Genomic DNA, 19791 nt, shown 5'->3' with positions numbered 1-19791 from the left:
GGGCGAGGCTGGCACCCGTCCGCCGCACCCGGAGCTCCGAGGAGCACGATGGACCGAGACCTCGAGGACGTCCGGCAACGAGCAGCCACCGGCCCGCTCCCGGCGCGCCTCCGGGTCGACGAGCTCGTCGAGCAGGCGTACCGCTGGGCGCTGCCCGACTCCTCCGGAGCCGTCGCGGACTACATCCCCGCCCTGGCCGACGCCGACCCCGACCGGTTCGGCCTCTGCGTCGTCGAGGTCGACGGCGCGTCGCACGCCGTGGGCGACGTCGACGTCGCGTTCTCGATCCAGTCGATCTCGAAGGCGTTCGTGTACGCCCTCGTCTGCGAGGAGCTCGGCCACGCGGGGGTGCTCGAGCGGATCGGCGTGGACAACACGGGGCTGGCGTTCAGCTCGGTCATGGCGATCGAGCTCCACGACGGACACCCGAGGAACCCCATGGTCAACGCGGGGGCGATCGCGACGACGGCGATGGTGCCGGCCGCCGACGCCGACGCACGCTGGGCGGCCGTGCGTACCGGCCTGTCACGCTTCGCCGGCCGCGACCTCGCGCTCGACGACGGCGTCTACGCCTCCGAGGCAGCGACGAACCAGCGCAACCGGGCGATCGCTCGCCTGCTGGAGTCCTACGGCCGGCTCGAGGACCCGCTCGAGGCCGTCGACGTCTACACCCGCCAGTGCAGCCTCCTCGTCACGACGCAGGACGTCGCCGTGATGGGCGCGACGCTCGCCGACGGCGGGGTCAACCCCGTGACCGGCGAGCGGGTCGTGTCGCCCGACGTGTGCCGCGACACCCTCGCGGTGCTCGCGTCCACGGGGATGTACGAGCGGTCCGGGACGTGGCTCTTCGAGATCGGGCTGCCCGGCAAGTCGGGGGTGGCGGGCGGCGTCGTCGCCGTCGCCCCCGGCAAGGCCGGAATCGGCGCGTTCTCGCCCCGCCTGGACGCCGCGGGCAACAGCGTGCGAGCGCAGGAGGCGATCGGCTACCTCTCGCGGGCGCTCGGCCTCAACCTGTTCGCCTCCGCGGTGCACGACGGCGGCGCGCACGACGGCGCAGCCTGGGGAGCTCGACCGTGACCGAGCAGGCGCGCGTGCCACCGCACCCCGACAGGTCCCGGTGTCGGTCCTCGCACACGCGTTCGAACCCATGTTCGAATAGGTGTGTGACAGGAGATGGACGGCACCCCGACCGGGTGCCACTGCGGGACGGTGCGAACTCGCTCCCGCTCGCCGCCTGCGGCCAGCCCACCACGCGACTGGATACCCCGATCCCCGTGCGGGTGTGGGTGCCGCGCGACCGCCCGCACGGGTGGAAGCAGCTCAACGGTCTCGCGACCGCCTACACCGCCGTGGCCGTCGCGGTGGATTACGTCGACGAGCACGGCCGCACCGGTCACGTTTGGGTGTGGGCCGGCGCCGTTACTCGCCTAAGTGATGCCGGCTCGCCCGTCACGCGGGGCTCTAGAGTCGAGCATGGCCGCGCTGATACGTCGACCGCTACGGGGTCGCATAGAGGTCCGAGGGCTCCGCGCGCCCCGGGGTAACGAACCTCCGAACAAGCAGATGTTCAAGACGGCTGCCGGCAAGGCGATTCGACCGACCTGGATCGACGCCCCGCCGGGCAGTCCGGGGTGGGCTGGCTACTGGACCATCAGTCGGCAACACCTGACGGTCGTTGCTGAGGCGGTCGCCATTCGTGACAGCCTGGTGAACGTCGAGATGCACTACAGCACGACCGAGCAGTGCGACCGGCGCTGCAAGAACGCCAAGGGCGACGACTGCACGTGTTCGTGCGAGGGGAAGAATCACGGCGACGGCGATCACGCGAGTTGGACGCCCGTCGGTGATACGACTCTCGTGAAGTCGTCAGGGACACGCATCGCGACGAGACAGCTCACTCGTGCCGAGGCCGAGGCTGCCCGGTTGCAGAGGTCGCTCAACGGGTCTCAGCCTTAGCCGTTAACGATCGCTTCTGGGGGGAGAGGCGCCAGAAACCCCTGAGGTGCGAGGATGGCTCAGATGAAGACTCCCCGGAGATCGAGACGACGCTTGGGCCTTCCAGGCCTAGTCGTTGTTGGTCTAGGTGCCCTCTGTGCGTTCGGCGGTTCGGTACCGTCCTTCTACGGCGCAGTGCGCGTGTGCGATGACCCTGAGTTCTCCCTGGCCATGGTCGGCGCGAGGCTGACGTCAGCCGAGGTTGCATCGGTGCTACCGGCACGAGTCGCCTGCGTCTGGGAGTTCGAGGGGTCGATCCTTCGTCAAGAGGTCGCCGTGAACCAGTGGGGCCAGTTCGTTGGGGCAGGTCTTGCTGGTGCTGGTGTGGCGTGGGTGGGCCTCGCGGCGTATTCGCGTCGCGAGGCCCACCGCTCACGCTAGGGGCAGGTCATCGGCTGTGCTGTCTCGTTCCAGTAGGTGTAGAAGCAGCCGGGGAAGCTGTACCCGTTCGATCGTCCGGAGATGATGTGGGCGCCGCCGAGGGGGAAGACACGGTTGGTGTTGAGCCCCATGCAATCGCTGGCGGGTCCGCGGCCAAGATCGTTGCAGTCGTTGGAGTTGGCCTGCATGTTGACCGACATCGGGCTGCTCGACTTCGTACCGCGCGCGGTGTGAATGACGGTCTGGAGGACGACGCTGCCGCCTGTGGTCTCGGAGTAGTTGCTCAGGCTCCGGGGGTAGCCGATTCCGATGGAGAGCGACTGGTCGGCGCACGCGTCGGTCGAGTCGACCCAGTCGTAGTAGGCGCCGAGGGTGGTCTTCGGGAGCTCAGAGCTCAGGTTGTAGATGTACCAGGAGGCGATCCCGCTGGGACCGCTGCCCTTGCTGCCCCAGAAGGCCGAGTAGACGCCTGAGGCGCAGGCCGGTCGAATACCGAGCATCTGGGAGTTGTACTGGTAGGTGTCCACCTCGATGCCCCAGTCCGTGGGGATCACGTCGGGGCTGTTGCTGCCGCCGTTCCAGATGCTGTAGACCGCCACGTTGGCCGCGTCGGCGCCCTCGACTCCAGTGAATGATTGCAGGGCGTAGATCTCGTTGTAGTGAGGGAACCACGTCGCAGAGGCGAGCCGGGCAGCAGCGTCCGTGGGTACAGTCTCGGCAGCTGCGGCGACCTTCGCGTCCACCTCGGCCGTGGGCACCGCCAGCGGTGCCGTGAACTCGGGGAGGTCGGCACTGACGTCGAGAATCACTTCGCCGACCTCTGCCTGGACTGCGTCGAGCGCACTGCTGGTGCTGCGCTCCGACTGTGACGTGGTCGCCTCCACCTCCGCGATGAGCGCGACGGCCTGGGGCTGGGTTCCGGTCTCGGTCTCGAAGGACTCCAGGAAGGCCTCCACGCTCTGTCCGTTGTTGATGAAGTACTCACCCTCGATACCCGGCTGCTCGTGCCGAACACCGACGACGTCGAGATCGACATCGTCGACCAGGGTGAGAGCGTCGTCCACCGTGACGGGGTGGCTCAGCGGCACCTCAACGCGAGCAATCTCGGACGGTGTTGGGGTCTCGGCCGGCTCGCCCACCGCAGCTGGCATCCCTGCCAATGCCGTCGCAGCGGCGACGGTGGCCACACCGACGATCATTCTTGTCTGGGTCTGCTGCACGGTGAGGTGACAGGGTGGGTCAGGCGGCGAGTGCTGCCTGGGTGGTGATGATGGTCTCGTACTCGATCGGGGTCAATCGGCCGAGTCGGGGTTGGCGTCGACGCCGGTGGTAGGTGCGCTCGATCCAGGTGATGATGGCCAGCCGGAGCTCCTCGCGGGTGGCCCATCGGCGGCGGTCCAGGACGTTCTTCTGCAGCAGGCTGAAGAAGGACTCCATCGCGGCGTTGTCGCCGGCGGAGGCGACCTGGCCCATCGAGCCGAGCAGGTCGTGCTCGGCCAGAGCGCGTAGGAACTTCCTGGATCGGAACTGACTACCTCGATCGCTGTGCACGATGCAGCCAGTGACCTCACCGGGTCCGCGTCGGGCGAGCGCGCAGGCCAGGGCGTCGTCCACGGCCAGACGGGCTTTCATGCGCTCGTCCATGGAGTAGCCCACGATCCGGCCCGAGCAGACGTCCTTGATCGCGCACAGGTAGAGCTTGCCCTCGCTCGTGTGGTGCTCGGTGATGTCGGTGAGCCACAGCTCGTTAAGCGTCTCGGCGGAGAAGTTGCGCTGTACCCGGTCCTCGTGCGCGGGCGGTCCGGGCTTCTTCCCGTTCCTGGCGCGCTTCTTGCCGAACACGCTCCACCAGCCGTTCTCCGAGCAGCGTCGCCACACCGTGCGGTCGCAGGCCTTCTCACCCGCCAGCACCGCCTCGTCGGCCAGGAGCCGGTGCCCGAACTCCGGGTCATCGCGGTGGGCGTCGAACAGGGCATTCGCGAGGTAGGCCTGGTGCAGGTCCCGAGCGGTCACGGGATCGGCCAGCCACCGGTAGTAGGCGGCTCTGGTGAGATTCAGCACCCGGCAGGTCACCGTGACGGGAATCCCGTCAGCGGCAAGGTCACGGACCAGCGGGTACATCATTTTCCCGGCAGATGAGCCTGAGCGAAGTACGCCGCAGCGCGGCGCAGAACCTCGTTCTCCTGCTCCAGCAGCCGGTTGCGACGCTTCAGGTCCCGCAGTTCCACCGACTCCAACTTCGTCACCCCCGGCCGGGCGCCGTCCTCCACGTCGGCCTGCTGCAGCCAGTTGCGTAGGCACGACTCGGAGATCCCGAAGTCCTTCGCGATCTGTGCGATCGGAGCATCCCCGCGGCGAGCCACGGCCACGACATCGTCGCGGAACTCCTTCGGATGAGGTCTGGGCACGATCGACATCCTTCCAGTGGCACCCCACGGCACCACACATCAGGTGTCACCCATCCGTGCAGCAGTCCCCCTAGCCCCACCTGAATCGCGTCAACTACCGCCAACAGTCACAGACGGCCGCCTCGACACGCCATGTCATTGCCGCCCGAAACCTAGTGCCGAAACCACTGACACCCGAAAGTCGGCTCTGACCGTTTCCGGGAGGAGTCGGGGCCGGTCTGTCTCAGACACCTGCGCGTGCGTCTGCTGCCCTGCCGGAGTTGGAGGGCGTCTGGGCCAGCAGCAGTGAGCAGAACGCGCAGGCCTGCACGACCAGATAGCGGGCGGTAGCCAGGTCGACGTGCGCACCCTTGGCGTGTTGCAACTCGTCGCCCCGGTAGCCGTAGAGCTTCTCCCAGGCGGAGTAGATCGTCTGGTGGAAGGGGTCGCCGTCCCTGTTCCTGAGTGCCCGCAGGCCGACGGAGAGAGTGTTCTTGCCCGTCAGGTGACGCACGAGCGCCTCGACGGCGTCGAGCGCTTCCTGAGCGCTCCTGAGGTAGTTGTCCTGCGGTCGGGCGCTGAGCGCCGACAACATTGATTCGAGCTGGTCGCGCACGCGCTCGATCTGGGCGGAGTCGCTCAGTGCCTCCTCAACGGCGGAGACCTCGCTGGCTGAGGTCATCGGCACAACCTTGCCGTCGATGATTCGATAGCCGCCGCCGTAGGTCTCCATCACGGTGTTCAGCTGAGCGGTGATGAATGTCTTCTCCTCACTGTCATGATCGCCCTCACTGTCATCGGCGGCGCGACCGAGCTCCGTCGGCAGGACTTCTATGCAGTCCAGCACCGCCCACCATGGATGCTCGCCGGTGCTGCCGAGCACCAGTCCGCGGACTTGGTGAACCGCGGCGGTGGTGTGGGTCTGACGGGCTACGTCGAGAGGGGTGCCGAAGACGTGTCGGAGGACTGCAATGAGAGCGCGCGAGGCTCGCCGCCGCCGCAGGGGTTGCGGCTGGCTCGCGAGGGCGACCGTGCCGAGGCGTTCGTCGGCATGCGGACCGAGCATGGTGTCGAGCACGATGTGCAGCACGTCCCACGTCTTCACCCGCAGGACGTCGTCTAGCTGTTCTAGTCGCATCGCAGCCCGGGCGGGCTGGTGGCCGTGACGTTCTGAGAACAAGACCATTCGGTGTGCTTCCTGTCTGCGTGATGGTTCGGATTCCCCACATGATGGAGGACGGCACCTCTGTCCGGCCCTTCTAGACGGCGCTTGGCCCGAAACTCCGATTTTGGGCGCTTGACTGGTAGAATGAGAGCGTCGACGAGAGGGGCGGTCCGATGGCCACCACGGGCACCAAGACCACGCGCTACACCGAGGCCGAGGCGGCCGACCGCCTGGCGTTCGCAGACGCAGCTCTGGGCGCCGCCGGCCACGAGGTCACCGACCCGGTGCTGAACGAGATCGCCGCCCGATTCGCTCGAGGCGAGATCTCGATCGAGGAGGCCGGCGAGCTGGGAGACTGGCACATTCTCGGCCGCTGATCGGCGTCGCTCGATGGCGCGCCAGCAGCCACCGCAACGTGCCTGGGATGACTACTTCATCCCGGGCACGTCTGTGTTGCGGAACAAGTTCACCGGACCGGGCCAGCCCTACGGCGAGACCGACCAGGCCAGGCTCACCGCGCGTGAGGAGCACCGGACCCGACTGCGGCTGATCGAGCTGCGATCGCACCCGATCCCGGGTCGGTTCGACTACGACCACATGAAGGCGATCCACCGGCACGTGTTCCAGGACGTCTACGAGTGGGCGGGGGAGGAGCGCACCGCTCCGAGCGGCCCGATGTTCAAGGAGGGCCACGCCTACTACCCGGCCGGCCCTGCGCTGACGCAGGCGGCCGAGGAGCAGTACGCGAAGATCGCCGGGGCGAACTACTTGCGCGGGATGGAGCGCGGCGCGTTCGTGGCCGAGCTGGGCGAGCGGTGGGGCGAGCTGAACGTGGTGCACTCCTTCCGCGAGGGCAACACCCGTACGCGTTCGCGTTCTTCTCCCAGCTCGCGACCCAGGCCGGCTACCGGCTGGACACCGAGGCATTCAAGGTCGGCAACCCGCTGCGCGCGGAGTTCGTCGCGGCACGGTTCGAGGGTCAGGACACCGGCAGCAACCGTCGCCTGGTCGCGGTGCTGGATCGGGCGATCACCGCGGCGCCGCCGCCGGGACCCGGGTCCGGTCCTCACCCCGAGCGAGGCCCGGTCGCGCCGACGTCGAGCGTGCACGCGGCGAGCTTCCCGAACCCACCGACCACCCGCAGCCCAGGCACCTCGTCGACGTCGACGAGCCGCGCCCGAGGCGGCCGAGGCCGCAGCGGCCCCGAGGTCGGGAGATGACCACCACCGAGCAGGAGGAGCGTGCCGTGAGCAACGTCGTCGGGTACGCCCGGGTGAGCACCCGGGAGCAGAACCCCCACGCCCAGGAGGCCGAGCTGCGCGCAGCCGGCGCCGCGCGGGTGTTCGTCGACCACGGGGAGTCGAGCCGGATCGCGGAGCGCCCGCAGTGGGGTGCGTGCCTGGACTACCTGCGCGCCGGTGACACGCTCGTGATCCGTGCCCTGGATCGGGTGGCCGGCACCGAGCAGATGGCTATCGAGCTGATCCGCGATCTAGGCCGTCGCGGCATCCGCCTGCGGAGCCTGACCGAACCGTTCCTCGACGTCGACACCTCGACGCCGATGGGTGAGGCCATCGTGGGGATCATGGCCGTGCTCGCGCAGCTCCGGGTAGCCACGATCCGAGAGAACACCCGCCGCGGTCTAGCGCACGCCAGGTCCCAGGGCAGGGTCGGTGGGCGCCCGTCGGTGATGACGCCCGAGCGCACCGCCGAGGCGCTGCGCATGCGCGCTGATGGCGCCAGCGTCTCCCACATCGCCAAGGTGCTCGGCGTGGGCAGTTCGTCGGTCTCCCGAGCGCTGTTGCGTCACGAGCCGGCCCCCGAGGCCGAGCCGTCGTTGCAGGACGCCACGAGCTGAGGACCGCCCCGCGGTGAGGACGTTCCACCGCAGTACCCCCATCCCCCGATAGATGCCGACCTGCACACCACAGACCCCCGCCTCGTGGGTGCCGATGGCCGCGCTGTTCCTCGCCCAGGTCCTCATGTCGTTCAACGTCTCCGCGCTCCCGGTGTCGATCGGCGGGATCGTCGACGACTTCGGCGTGCCGCCCACCCAGGTGAGCACGGCGATCGTGATGTACGGGCTCGCCGTCGCCGCGCTCGTGATGCTCGGCGCCAAGGTCGGTCGGCGGGTGGGGTGGACGAGGGCGTTCCGGCTGGTCATCGCGCTCTTCGGCGTCTCGGGCGTCATCATGATGAGCGCCCAGTCGGTGACCTGGATCATCGGGGCGCAGGCACTGGCCGGAGCGTCCGCCGCGATCATCGTGCCCTCGCTCGTGGCGCTCATCGCCGAGAACTACCAGGGCGCGCAGCAAACGACCGCGGTCGGCTCGCTCGGCTCCGCCCGTGCCATCTCCGGGGTCGCGGCGTTCTTCGTGGGCGGCGCGCTCGGCACGCTGGTGGGCTGGCGTCCGGTGTTCGGGATCGTCGTGGCGATCGCGGCCGTGGTGCTCGTCCTCAGCCTCCGCCTGCGGTCCGACCGCGGTGACGCCGCGGTCCGCATCGACGGCGTCGGGGCGCTGCTCGTCGGCTCAGCCGTCGTCCTGCTCACCCTCGGGTTCAACAACCTCAACGCCTGGGGCGTCGTGCTCGCCACGCCGGCCGCGCCGTTCAGCGTGGGCGGGGTCTCCCCCGCGCCGGTCCTCGTCGTCGTGGGCATCGTGCTCGGGCAGGGCTTCTTCGTCTGGACCCGGGCGCGGACGGCGGCGGGCCGTGACCCGCTGGTCAACCTCGCCGTGCTCGCATCGCCGCAGGAGCGCGCGGCGGTGTACGCGATGTTCGTCATCGTCTCGATGGAGGCTGCGCTCAACTTCACGGTGCCGCTCTACATCCAGATCGTGCAGGGTCGCACCCCGTTCGACACCTCCCTCGCGATGATGCCGTTCAACCTCACGGTATTCGTGACGGCGACGCTCATCGTGCGCTTCTACCCCCGGTTCGCACCGCGCGCGATCGGGGTGTTCTCGTTCGCCCTCACGACCGTCGCGCTCGTCTGGCTCTCGTTCGTCGTCACGAACAACTGGGAGACGCTGCCGACGATCCTGGGACTGATCGTGTTCGGCGTCGGGCAGGGAGCCCTCGTCACGCTCGTGTTCAACGTCCTCGTCACGGCTGTGCCCAAGCACCTGGCGGGCGACGTCGGCTCGATCCGCGGCACGACGCAGAACCTCGCCTCCGCCGTCGGGACCGCGGTGGCCGGGGCGATGCTCGTGACCGTGCTGGGCCTGACCGTCGGGCGCGCGATCCTCGAGAACACCGACCTCCCACCGTCCCTCGTCGCGCAGGTCGACCTCGACTCCGTCAACTTCGTGAGCAACGACCGCCTGCGCGAGGTGCTCTCGCAGACCGACGCGACTCCCGAGCAGGTCGACGCCGCCGTCGAGCTCAACGCCGACGCCCGGCTGCGCACACTGCGCACCGGCCTGCTCGCGCTGGCGGCGCTCAGCGCCGTGGCGCTCGCGCCCGCCAGTCGGCTCCCGCGCTACCGGCCCGGCGAGATCCCGAACCTGGACCCCGACCCTGGCCGCTGACCGCTGACCGCGTCAGCCGTCGAGTCGTGCGACCGCCGTCGAGAGCCGGTCCGACTCGTCGAACCCGACGTTCACCCGCGACTCGAGATCGACCCGGTCCTTGAGCACCCGGGCCGTCACCGTGCCGACGAACGGCGACTCCACGAACCGTGCGGTCACGACGTACGTGGTGGGGTCGGTCCACACGGCCGAGACCAGCACCCGCTCCGGCCGGCCGTGCCGGATCGCGAGCAGGTGCTCGTGCGGCTCGCCGTGCCCGGCGGTCACGGTGAGCGTGCCGAACCGCTCCGTCTCCATCGTGAGGACGTCGTGGTCGGCGCCGGGCTCGAGGGTCACGGACCGCACCGCCCACCTCGCGTTGTCGGGCACCAGCACCCGGCCCGCGAGCCGCTCGGCCGCCGGCGACGACGCCTCACCCGCCGGCGGGTCGAGGCGGAGCCCGGCGACGAGGTGCGCCAGGCGGGCGCGACCCGGCGGATCGTCCGGGAGCTCGCCGTCGTGCAGGGCGGGGAGAAGGTGCGTCCAGATCGCGTCCAGGGGTGGCTGCATCTCGGCGACGGCGGAGGTCGCCGCCACGACGACGTCCTGGTCCGGCAGCACCACGCAGAGCTGGCCGAAGGCGCCGTCGCCCCGGTAGCCGCCGTGCCGGCAGCGCCAGAACTGGTAGCCGTAGCCCTGCCACCAGTCCCCGCCCACCACGGGATCGCCGTTGGACACCTGCGCGCGGGTGGCCTCGGCGACCCAGCCTTCGGGCAGCAGTCGGGTCCCGTCCCAGACGCCGTCCTGCAGCAGGAGCTGGCCGAACGCGGCCACGTCGGCGGTGCGCAGCGACAGCCCGAACCCACCCGTGTCGACCCCCATCGGGCACTGCTCCCAGGTCGCACCCTCGATCCCGAGCGGATCGAGCAGCCGGGGCGTGAGGTAGTCCAGCAGTCGCTGACCGGTCACGCGCTGCACGACGGCGGAAAGCACGAACGTCGCCGCCGTGTTGTAGACGAAGTGTGTGCCCGGCTCGTGCGTGAGCGGCTGCGCGAGGAAGGCGGCCACCCAGTCCCGCTCGCCGAAGACTGCGCCGGACGGGTCGCCGTCGTGCCCGGTCGTCATGGTGAGCAGATGCCGCAGCCGCAGTCGGTGCCAGCGCGGATCGAGATTCGCGGGAGCTCGGTCGCCGAGGTGGTCGAGGAGCAGGTCGTCGACGTCGAGCAGCCCCTCGCCCGCGGCGAGTCCCACGGCGGTGGACGTGAACGACTTCGACAGCGAGAACAGCTCGTGCGGCATGTCCGGGCCGTACGGGTGCGCCCACGCCTCGGCGACGACGTGACCGTGCCGCAGCACCATGAGCGAGTGCAGCTCGGGCAGGTCCGCGAGCGCCTGCACCAGGTCCGCGAGCCCGCCGGAGTCGACGCCCTGGGTCTCGGGAGCGGACCGGGGCAGCGTCGACACGGGCGGCATCCCGCCAGCGTGGCACGACGCGCAACGCCGTGGGCGGGGTTCGGGCTCTGGGTTCGGGCTCGGAATTCGGCGAGCGTCAGGCTCCGTCGGCCGCCGCGGCCTCGTCGCGCTCGTCGTGCTCGTCCGCCTCGGTGATCGTGCGGATCACGCGCGCCGGGTTGCCGACGGCCACCACGTTCGCGGGCAGGTCGCGCGTCACCACCGACCCCGCGCCGACCACGGTGTTGTCGCCGATCCGCACCCCCGGGCAGACGATCACGCCGCCGCCGAGCCAGACGTTGTCGCCGAGCGTGATCGGCCGGGCGGCCTCGAGCTTGTCGCGGCGCGGCCGCGGGTCGATCGGGTGGGTGGGCGTGAGCAGCTGGACGTTCGGGCCGAGCAGGCAGTCCGCGCCGATGGTGATCGGCGCGACGTCGAGCGCCGTCAGCCCCGAGTTCACGCAGGTGCGCGCGCCGACGTGGATGTTCTCCCCGTAGTCGACGGCGAGCGGCGGCTTGATGAAGACGCCCTCGCCGACCGAGCCGAGCAGGTCCGCGAGGATCTCGCGCGCACCGGCGTCCTCGGCGGCGACCACGGCGCGCTGGTAGGCGTCGACCAGCACCGTGGCCCGGCGCGCGATCCGCTCACTCTCGGGGTCGTCCGCGACGTAGAGGTCACCGGCGAGCATCCGCTCCCGGTTCGTGCGCGGGTCTCCGGCGAAGTAGTCGCGCGTCGTCATGTGTACGAGCGTACACATGCGCGGTCCCGAGCGGCCAGGCCCGGCCCAGCCCGGCCCGGCCCGTCGAGCGGCCGCGCTACACCGAGGCGCGGCTCTCCGCGCGCAGCCGCGCGGCCGCGGGCACGCCACGGCGGGGCGCACCGCGTCCCAGCGAGTCCTGCCCGGGCGAGTCCTGCCGGGGTGAGCCGACCGCCTGGGGTGCGACCTCGCCGTCGGGCACCCCACGCGTGGCGAGGCCGACGCCCACGGCGCACACGACGGCGAGCGCGACCACCGCGCCGCTGACGCCCGCCCAGCCGACCGCCTGGAACAGCGGGCCCACGGCCCAGCCGAGCAGCGCGGATCCCGCGTAGGTGCTCACGTTGTAGAGCGCGGCGGCCTGGCTGCGCACGTCGCCGGCGCGCCGACCGACCCAGGAGGAGGCGGTCGAGTGGGCGGCGAAGTATCCGGCGGTCAGGAGCAGAAGACCGGGCACGACGGCGAACAAGGTCGCCGGCAGCATCGCCACGGCACCCAGAGCCATCGCCGCGGCGCCCGCGAGCACGACGCGGCGGCGGCCCCACCGCGCGGTCCACCGACCGGACACGCTGGACGTGAGCGTCCCGGCCCCGTACGCGAGGAAGCAGAGCGCGGCGAGGGCGGGCGCGAGGTCGAACGGGGGCGTCTCGAGGCGGAACGTGAGGTAGTTGTAGGTCGCGACGAACGCGCCCATGAGCAGGAACGGCTGCAGGCAGAGGGCGAGCAGGGGCCGGTCCGTGACGACGCGGCCGATCCGGTGCGCGGCCCCGCGCAGACCGAGGGGCGCCGCCTCCGAGCGAACCGGCGCGTGGCCGTCCTGTGCGGGCACGGCGCGCACGAAGACGACGGCGGCGATCACACAGACCACCGCGATGACGCCGAGGGCCGCGCGCCACCCCACGACGGCGGCCAGCGGGCCCGCGAGGAGACGTCCGGCGGCGCCGCCGACCGTCGTGCCGGCGATGTAGATGCCGGTCGCGGCTGCCGCCGCGCGAGGGGACAGCGTGTGGTGCAGGTACGCGACCGCGGTGGCGGGGACGGCGGCGAGCGCGAGGCCGGTGAGGAACCGCACCACGAGGATCGGCTCGAGGCCGGGCAGGACCGACGGAAGCAGGGGCACCACCAGGCCGAGTGCGGACGACGTGACGAGCGCGAACCGCATCACCCTGACGTGGCCGAGGCGGTCGGCACCGAAGGACCACGGCACGACGGCGAGCGCGAGACCGAGCGTCGCCACCGAGACGGTCAGGGCCGCGCCGCCCGGGCTCACGTCGAGATCGCGGGAGATCTCGGGCAGCAGCGCCTGGCACGCGTAGAGCTGGGCGAACGTCGCGACGCCGGCAGCTCCGAGGCCCACCATGACGCGACGCGGAGCGCGGGGGGATCCGGGGTCGACAGCCAAGGGAGATCAGGCTACGGATACGCTGCGTTCATGACTAATGCACGCTCGTCCGGTAACTCATACGCTGCGCGCATGTTTGGCGCGGAGCGCCGGGCGGTGATGGCGCTGCTCCCGCTGTTCGTCGCGGTTGCGGAGGCAGGTCAGGTCAGTGCCGGCGCCGACGACCTCGGTCTGCCTCAGCCGACGGTCACCCGTTCCCTGCAGCGGCTCGCGGCGCTCGTGGGAACGCCCCTGCTCGAGCGTCGGGGTCGCACGCTGCAGCTCACCGAGGCGGGGCGGACGTTCCTGCCGTTCGCGCGCGCAGCGCTCGAGCGCCTCGACGCCGGACTCGACGAGCTCGCGCGGGGCTCCGCCCTCGAGGGCGCGACGGTCTCGCTCGCGTTCCAGACGCTGCTCGGGGAGCGCGTGGTGCCCGATCTCATCCGCTCCTTCCGCGACCGGTTCCCGCGCACGCGGTTCCGGCTCACCCAAGGCTCACGAGCGCTCTGCCTCGAGGCCCTGGAGGCGGGCGACGCCGACATCGCGCTGGTCGCCGAACCGCCGCAGCTGGCGGGGACGCGGACGCTGCACCTCTTCCGGGAGCGGCTGTACGCGACGGTCGCACCCGATCATCCGCTCGCCACCGAGCGCGAGGTCTCCGTGGCGGCGCTGGCGCCGTACGACCTCGCGCTCCTCAAGCACGGGTTCGGGCTGCGCGCCATGGCGGAGGCGCTGTTCGCCGCGGCCGGGATCGTGCCGCGGGTCGCGTACGAGGCCGAGGACTTCCACACCGCCCGCGGTCTGGCGGCGGCCGGGCTCGCGGCGGCGATCCTGCCCGCCGACCCGATGGGGTCCCGACCGCAGGTGCGCGAGCTCGTGCTCGCCGACCGCGGCGCGGTCCGCACCGTCGGAGCGCTCGTGAGCACCCGGGAGGATCCCGCGCTCGCGGCGTTCGAGGAGACGCTGCAGCGGTTCGCGGCCGGGCACGCGGACGAGGTTTAGCGCGAGCGGTGCGCGGGTTGCGGGCGCGGGTGTTGCGGGAGCGAAGCCGGGGCAGACTGGGCCCATGCGTCTCACGAAGCTCGAACACTCCGCCCTGCTCCTCGAGAAGGACGGCGCCGTCCTCGTCATCGACCCGGGGGTCCTCACCACGGAGCTGCCCGAGGTCGACGGACTCGTCGGTGTCGTGCTCACGCACCAGCACCCCGATCACTGGACCCCCGACCACCTGGCGCACCTCGTCGGGGAGGCTCACGACGCCGTCGTGCTCGGTCCGCAGGGCGTCGTCGACGCCGCGCGTGAGGCCGGGCACGAGGTCACGGCCGTGTCGGCCGGCGACGAGGTGGCGGTCGGCCCGTTCACGCTGCGCTTCACCGGCGGGACGCACGCGCCGCTGCACTCCTCGATCCCGGCGGTGGACAACGTCGGCGTCGTGGTCGACGGCGTGCTCTACCACCCGGGCGACTCGTTCGCCCTGCCCGCGGGGGCGGGCGACGACGCCGCGGACGCCGATGCCGGCACTGGCTCTGGCTCTGGCTCTGGCTCTGGCACGGACGCGGGCATGGGCACGGGCACGGGCGGCATCGAGGTGCTGGCTGTCCCCGTCGGCGCGCCGTGGCTGACGATCGGCGACGCGATGGACTTCGTGGAGCAGATCGGGGCTCCGCGTGTGCTCGGGATCCACGACCTCTCGCTGTCCGACTTCGGCCGTACCGTGCACGTCCGCAACCTCCGCGCGGCCACCGAGCGAGCGGGCGGCGAGTACCTGGACCTCGCGCCGGGCGAGTCGCTGGAGCTCTGAGGCCAGGCAGAAGCGCGCGCTGGCACCGCTGGGCGCGCGTCACCGGGCACGGACCACCGAGCACGGTCCACCGGGCACGGGCCACCGGGCACGGGCCACCGGGCGCAGGTCACCGGCCGCGGCCACCGGGTGCAGGTCACCCGCCGCGAGCCACCGGGCACGGGCCACCGGGCACGGACCACCGGGCACGCGTCAGCGTCACGGGCGCCAGCCTCACGTGAGACCGACTGCCGAGGGATCGCGCCCCCAGACGGGTTCGCCTACGGGGGTTCGGCGCGGTGAGTTGAGCGGGTGAGGTGGCCGGCGGAGTCGCGCTGACGTGCGGTGCCGAAGGGTGTGGTCCAGGTGACGGAGCCGTCGGGCTGGGTGTCGAGGCGGAAGCCGGCGTGAGTGCGCAGCCGATGGTGGCGGCGGCACAGGGGCCGGAGATTCGCGGCGCTCGTCGGGCCTTGAGGCCAGACGACGATGTGGTCGAGGTCGCCGCGCCACGCGTCGACCGGACAGCCGGGCACCGCGCACGTCCGGTCCCGGGCCCGGACGTACCGGGCCAGCTCAGCGGTGGGGTGATATCCGGGCGCGTCGGGCGGCGCCGCCCCACCCGGCTCCGGCGGCAAGATCACCTGCACCCACGGCAGCGTCCCGAAGGTGGTGACGGTCTCGGGATCGATCGCGCCGTACCCCACGAGGTCCGGCACGTCCACGCCCGGAATGCTCGAGCGCGCGATTCGCGGGACCGGCGCCACCCCGTGCGCGTCAGCCACCCCGTGCGCGTCACCCACCCCGCTCGCGTCGCTCAGCCGCGAGACCGGCTCTCCCACGAGTTCGTCGCCGCCCTCGTCGGCCGCGCCAGGAACCTCGAACCGGGCCGGGTCCCGCCGATCCTCCCGAACCTGCGGACCTCGCGGGCCGGCGTCGGCAGCTCTCGCGTCCGCCTGCACGTCCGTCGGCGTAGACCCCCCAGCCAAACCCGTCACAACCGACGAATCGTCCGGCGCGACCGGATCGCCCTTCGCCACCGGATCGTCCGGCGCGATCAACGGCGTCGACGCCGTGGTCGCGGTCGGCGCGCTCGCCACCGACGATCCGGCAGTCACGGCCGTCGCAGCCGTCGCAACCGTCGTCTCGTCGGGTGCGGACTCGGGCGGTGCAAGCGGAGCCGTAACGACGCCTTGGGCTCCGCGGGCGCCGTTGTTGCTGGTGCAGTGCGAGGTGTCGGGGTTGATGTCCCAGCGGACGGCGTCGGCGAGGCTGGGCCCGTCGGTACGGCGCGACGCTGCGGAGGCGATGATGCGAACCTGGGACGGGGTGAACACGAATGTCTCCCCCGTCACCCCAGGCGCCCCGATCTGCCCCGTCACCAGCGCGTGCTCGGCCATCGTGCCCAACGCGTCCGCCCGTAGCTGCTCCAACGTCCGCTCGTCCCCCGCCGCACGGGACGCCTTCGCGGCCCGCTCACACGCCTGCTCCAACGCCGTCGCGCACGGCGCCGGCAGCACCGCACTGAACGACCCCAACCCCTCACCCACGGGGCGGACCGCGTTCACTCGACGCCGCTTCCGCGCGGTGGCCGCACGCGGTCCGGCACCGGCCGGGTCGACCTGCACCAACGCTCGCTGCAACCGGCGCCGCAGCTCACTCACCGTGACCTCGCCCGCGTCGGGAAGCACCCGCTCCACGACGGCGAACACCACCTCCGGGGACTGCTCACCCAGAGCGTCCACGAACGCCCCCACCCGAGACGCGTCCAGATCACCCCGCCGCGCCGCACCACCGACGTCGACCAGGAGACCCTGCACCGCCTCCCCCTCCCGGACCAGGGTGCCCGCGAACCGGGTCGAGCACGCCAGCGCCACCGCGATCGTCTCGACCATCGCGTCCAGGGCGATGTCGGGACGGAAGTTGAACCGCGCACCCCCCTGATGGGCCAGAACCGCCGCCCACTCCCGCACCCGCGCCTGCGCCGCCGCCACCTGCCGCGACCACCCGATGATCAGGTCAAGAATCGCGTCCGTTCCCAGGCCGCCCCCATCGACCTCCGACAACCCGTCGAATGCCGAGAGGACCTCGTGCTGACCGCTCCCCGCCACTTCGGCGGCGACCGCCGGCAGCCGCCGGGCCAGAGTCCGCAGCCGCGGCGACAAGCACGGCACGCCAACCACCGCCGCGTCGTCCCTCGCGACACCTTCCGCGTTCACCCCGCCTCGACCGGCCATGCGAACACCGTATGCCCGACCACCGACATCGACGCAGATCAGCCTACTTATCCACAGACGTGTTCGAGATGGTCACGGGGACCGGCCCGCACGTCCATGGCGGGCAGCCGGAGCGAATCCGCCCAGACGCGGAGCCATCACCAGGACGGGTCCATCGAACACGCGGGCAACCTGGCGAGGAGGACAGGCGCCAGAGAACCCTCGCCGGCGCCAGAGACCCCCTCGCGAACGGCTCGGGCGCGCAGAGCCGCGCCCGCTACCCCCGCCGCAGCGCGGGCGACACCAGCAGCCGCACCGCCGTCGCGACCGCCCTCGCGAGGTTCGCCTCGCCGTCGGCCAGCACCGCGGAGAGCGGCCCCACCTCGTGCACGATCGGCACCACGGCGGTGAACCCGTGATCGAGCAGCACCTCCGCCCCCGGCGCGACCCGCCCCGCGAACGCGACCACCGGCACCCCGTGCCGCGCCGCGACCTCGGCCACGCCCGCCGGGGTCTTGCCGGCGAGCGTCTGCTCGTCGATCGAGCCCTCGCCCGTCAGCACGAGATCGGCGCCGGCTACCGCGTCGTCGAGCCCGACGGCGTCGATCACCACGTCCACGCCGCGTCGCCGCCGCGCACCGAGCGCGAGGAACGCCGCGCCGAGCCCGCCCGCTGCGCCGGCGCCCGGCACGTCGCGCACCGACCGCCCGGTCGCCGCCTCGAGTGCGGTCACGAACGTCGCGAGCGCGCCGTCCAGCAGCGCGACGTCCGACGGCGAGGCCCCCTTCTGCGGGCCGAACACCGCGCTCGCGCCGGTCGGGCCGAGCAGCGGGTTGGTCACGTCGCACGCGAGCTCGATCGTCACCGCGGCGAGGCGAGGGTCGAGGCCGCCGAGGTCGACGTCGGCCACCTCGCCCAGGCGCGCGGGGACGGGCGGCACCACGGCGCCCGCGGCGTCGCGCAGCACGGCGCCGAGCCCGACGAGAAGGCCCGACCCGCCGTCGTTGGTCGCCGATCCGCCGAGCCCGACCACGAGGCGCGCCGCCCCCTCGTCAAGCACCGCGCGCACGAGGTCGGCGACGCCGACCGAGGTCGCCGCGAGCGGGTCGCGCTCCTCGCGCGCGATCATCCCGATCCCGACGGCGGAAGCCACCTCGAGCACACCGAGTCGGCTCCCGCCGCGCTCGCCCGAGGCGTGCGCGCCCGACGCGTGCTCGCCCTCGCCGTCGCGGCCCCCGGCGACCCCGATCTCCCCGACCGCCGCACGCCCGAGCGCATCACGGACCGCCACGGGCACGAGGCGCCCCCCGCGCGCGGCGACGAGCGCGCGGGTGGTGCCCTCTCCGCCGTCGGCCATCGGGATCTCGACGCACTCGGCTTCCGGGACGACGCGGCGCACGGCCGCGGCCATGACGGCCGCGGCCACGCCGGCATCCATGGACTCCTTGAAGGAGTCGGGTGCGCAGACGACCCTCATCGCGTCATCGCACCATCGAGGGGCGCTTGTTGTCGAACCTCCAGCCGGGGATGGGGTCCTGCATCCCGATCGCGTCGTCGCGCGCCGAGCCCCGTCTCGACGTACAGCCGGTGATTCGTCTCGAGCCGGTCGCGGTCGCGCCTGGCGAGGTCGCGGTCTGCGAGGTCACGCCGGGCGAGGTCGCGGTCGGCGACCCGGTGCCCGAGGGCGCCCGGCACCTTCTGGTACCCCGATCCAGGAGCCTCCGACGAAGAAGGGGGGCCGTGAGCCGCCGAGCGTGCCTACGATCGTCCGGCGGTGACCGTCGGTCCCGCACCCCTGGAGGAGCGGAGTTCCCGATGTCCGACAGCACGCCTGGCAAGACGGCCGACGACGGACCCACCACGTCGAGCACGACGGCGAGCTCGGGCGGGGTGCGCCGGGTACTCAAGGGGCTTGCCCAGGTCGGGCTCGGGGCGAGCCTCCTGTTCGCCGGCACCTCGCACCTCACCGTGGCGCGCGAGGAGTTCCAGGCGCAGGTGCCCGACTGGTTCCCGATCGACCATGACGTCGTCGTGCTCGTCTCCGGAGTGGTCGAGCTCGCGCTCGGCGCGGGTCTCGTGGCGACCTGGCAGCAGCCGTACCGGCGCCGCCTCGGAATCCTCGTCGCGCTGTTCTTCGTAGTGATCTTCCCGGGCAACGTCGCGCAGTACCTCGAGCACAAGGACGGGTTCGGGCTCGACACCGACGAGAAGCGCCTGCTGCGGCTGCCGTTCCAGGCCGTGCTCGTCGCGTGGGCACTCCTGGCCACGCGGCAGCCGCGCAGCGAGCGCTGACGCCTCCTCGCGCGGCCGCGTCACCGTAGGCGAGGCACCGTCGGACGTCGAGGCCGGTCCCGATGGGTGGGACGCCTTTCTCACGGACCGAGGCATTCTTGCGACGGGCGCCGGCGTCTGGTCGCGTGGACGGCGACGGACCACACGCCAACGAGAGGAGTCACCATGCTGACCCTGACCGAGAACGCCCAGACCGTCGTCGACGACCTCGCCGCCCGCGCCGACCTCCCCGAGGGCGGCGGACTGCGGATCTCGCAGTCGACCACCCAGCCGGGTGGGCTCGAGCTCGCACTCACGCGGGGACCGCAGACCTCCGACCGCGTCATCGAGACCGGCACGACGCCGGTGTTCGTCGAGCCGGCCGCGAGCGAGCAGCTCGACCAGCTCACGCTGGACACCGCGGCGAGCAGCGCACCGGGGGGCGACCCCGCGTTCGTACTCGCGCCGCAGCAGGACTGACGCGCGCCGCAGGACTGACG

At 71.8% G+C, this 19791-nt stretch carries 18 protein-coding genes and 1 pseudogene; 11 read left to right on the top strand and 8 right to left on the bottom strand.

Annotated elements, in window-relative coordinates; translation table 11 throughout:
- The first annotated feature begins 48 nt into the window (after positions 1–48).
- Positions 49–1077 carry a glutaminase A gene (gene glsA / locus AC3AQ1_RS10640; protein ID WP_108718950.1) on the top strand — a complete coding sequence of 343 codons (1029 nt, stop codon included), beginning with the start codon at positions 49–51 and terminating at the stop codon, positions 1075–1077.
- Positions 1078–1563: 486 nt separating this feature from the next.
- Positions 1564–1956: a hypothetical protein gene (locus AC3AQ1_RS10635; RefSeq protein ID WP_108718949.1), complete on the top strand. Its 393-nt coding sequence runs from the start codon at positions 1564–1566 to the stop codon at positions 1954–1956.
- 416 nt (positions 1957–2372) lie between these two features.
- Here AC3AQ1_RS10635 and AC3AQ1_RS10630 read toward each other — a convergent pair whose 3' ends face one another.
- From AC3AQ1_RS10630 to AC3AQ1_RS10620, 3 genes are all read right to left on the bottom strand, one after another.
- Entirely contained in the window at positions 2373–3596 is a 1224-nt protein-coding gene (locus AC3AQ1_RS10630; protein WP_159096512.1) for a hypothetical protein, read from the bottom strand.
- Between the two features lie 19 nt (positions 3597–3615).
- A protein-coding gene (locus AC3AQ1_RS10625; protein ID WP_199916596.1) for an IS3 family transposase occupies positions 3616–4784 on the bottom strand; the annotation gives its coding sequence in 2 pieces (ribosomal slippage) (positions 3616–4503 and positions 4506–4784; 1167 coding nt in all).
- A 223-nt stretch (positions 4785–5007) separates the two neighbouring features.
- On the bottom strand, positions 5008–5901 hold the full coding sequence (locus AC3AQ1_RS10620; RefSeq protein WP_234417952.1) for an AbiJ-NTD4 domain-containing protein: 894 nt from the start codon (positions 5899–5901) through the stop codon (positions 5008–5010).
- 200 nt (positions 5902–6101) lie between these two features.
- On the opposite strand from AC3AQ1_RS10620, the gene AC3AQ1_RS10615 reads away from it, so the two are divergent.
- The 5 genes and pseudogenes from AC3AQ1_RS10615 to AC3AQ1_RS10595 all read left to right on the top strand — a co-directional run bounded on the left by AC3AQ1_RS10615 (position 6102) and on the right by AC3AQ1_RS10595 (position 9458).
- A complete protein-coding gene (locus AC3AQ1_RS10615) occupies positions 6102–6305 on the top strand; it encodes a hypothetical protein (protein WP_108718945.1) in 204 nt (67 codons plus the stop codon).
- Positions 6306–6318: 13 nt separating this feature from the next.
- Positions 6319–6735 (top strand): annotated as a pseudogene (locus AC3AQ1_RS10610) (Fic/DOC family protein); the annotation flags it as partial.
- 8 nt (positions 6736–6743) lie between these two features.
- The gene (locus tag AC3AQ1_RS10605) at positions 6744–7148 is read left to right on the top strand and encodes a hypothetical protein (RefSeq protein WP_234418003.1); all 405 of its coding nucleotides are present in this window, start codon (positions 6744–6746) and stop codon (positions 7146–7148) included.
- A complete protein-coding gene (locus AC3AQ1_RS10600; RefSeq protein ID WP_234417471.1) occupies positions 7145–7786 on the top strand; it encodes a recombinase family protein in 642 nt (213 codons plus the stop codon). The genes AC3AQ1_RS10605 and AC3AQ1_RS10600 overlap by 4 nt, the downstream gene beginning before the upstream one ends.
- A 52-nt stretch (positions 7787–7838) precedes the next feature.
- On the top strand, positions 7839–9458 hold the full coding sequence (locus AC3AQ1_RS10595; RefSeq protein WP_234417470.1) for an MFS transporter: 1620 nt from the start codon (positions 7839–7841) through the stop codon (positions 9456–9458).
- Positions 9459–9470: 12 nt separating this feature from the next.
- Here AC3AQ1_RS10595 and AC3AQ1_RS10590 read toward each other — a convergent pair whose 3' ends face one another.
- The 3 genes from AC3AQ1_RS10590 to AC3AQ1_RS10580 all read right to left on the bottom strand — a co-directional run bounded on the left by AC3AQ1_RS10590 (position 9471) and on the right by AC3AQ1_RS10580 (position 13006).
- Positions 9471–10910: a serine hydrolase domain-containing protein gene (locus AC3AQ1_RS10590; protein WP_108718943.1), complete on the bottom strand. Its 1440-nt coding sequence runs from the start codon at positions 10908–10910 to the stop codon at positions 9471–9473.
- A 76-nt stretch (positions 10911–10986) separates the two neighbouring features.
- Entirely contained in the window at positions 10987–11628 is a 642-nt protein-coding gene (locus tag AC3AQ1_RS10585) for a sugar O-acetyltransferase (RefSeq protein ID WP_108718942.1), read from the bottom strand.
- A 76-nt stretch (positions 11629–11704) separates the two neighbouring features.
- Positions 11705–13006: an MFS transporter gene (locus tag AC3AQ1_RS10580; protein WP_108718941.1), complete on the bottom strand. Its 1302-nt coding sequence runs from the start codon at positions 13004–13006 to the stop codon at positions 11705–11707.
- Positions 13007–13120: 114 nt separating this feature from the next.
- On the opposite strand from AC3AQ1_RS10580, the gene AC3AQ1_RS10575 reads away from it, so the two are divergent.
- Positions 13121–14029: a LysR substrate-binding domain-containing protein gene (locus tag AC3AQ1_RS10575; RefSeq protein WP_159096510.1), complete on the top strand. Its 909-nt coding sequence runs from the start codon at positions 13121–13123 to the stop codon at positions 14027–14029.
- Between the two features lie 64 nt (positions 14030–14093).
- Complete coding sequence (locus tag AC3AQ1_RS10570; RefSeq protein WP_108718939.1) at positions 14094–14828, top strand: MBL fold metallo-hydrolase; 735 nt, start codon at positions 14094–14096, stop codon at positions 14826–14828.
- Between the two features lie 260 nt (positions 14829–15088).
- On the opposite strand, the gene AC3AQ1_RS10565 is transcribed toward AC3AQ1_RS10570, so the two are convergent.
- Both AC3AQ1_RS10565 and AC3AQ1_RS10560 read right to left on the bottom strand, forming a co-directional pair.
- Positions 15089–16987 carry an HNH endonuclease signature motif containing protein gene (locus AC3AQ1_RS10565; protein ID WP_159096509.1) on the bottom strand — a complete coding sequence of 633 codons (1899 nt, stop codon included), beginning with the start codon at positions 16985–16987 and terminating at the stop codon, positions 15089–15091.
- A 310-nt stretch (positions 16988–17297) separates the two neighbouring features.
- Entirely contained in the window at positions 17298–18497 is a 1200-nt protein-coding gene (locus AC3AQ1_RS10560; protein ID WP_108718937.1) for a glycerate kinase, read from the bottom strand.
- A gap of 338 nt (positions 18498–18835) precedes the next feature.
- On the opposite strand from AC3AQ1_RS10560, the gene AC3AQ1_RS10555 reads away from it, so the two are divergent.
- Complete coding sequence (locus tag AC3AQ1_RS10555) at positions 18836–19312, top strand: DoxX family protein (RefSeq protein WP_234417469.1); 477 nt, start codon at positions 18836–18838, stop codon at positions 19310–19312.
- 165 nt (positions 19313–19477) lie between these two features.
- Positions 19478–19771 (top strand): Fe-S cluster assembly protein HesB, encoded by a 294-nt coding sequence (locus AC3AQ1_RS10550; protein ID WP_108718936.1) that lies wholly within the window; start codon positions 19478–19480, stop codon positions 19769–19771.
- Positions 19772–19791 lie beyond the last annotated feature (20 nt).

This window comes from Miniimonas sp. S16 (genome assembly GCF_057748195.1).
Note: the sequence above shows the minus strand (reverse complement) of the source record. Positions and strands in the feature narration are given on the sequence as shown.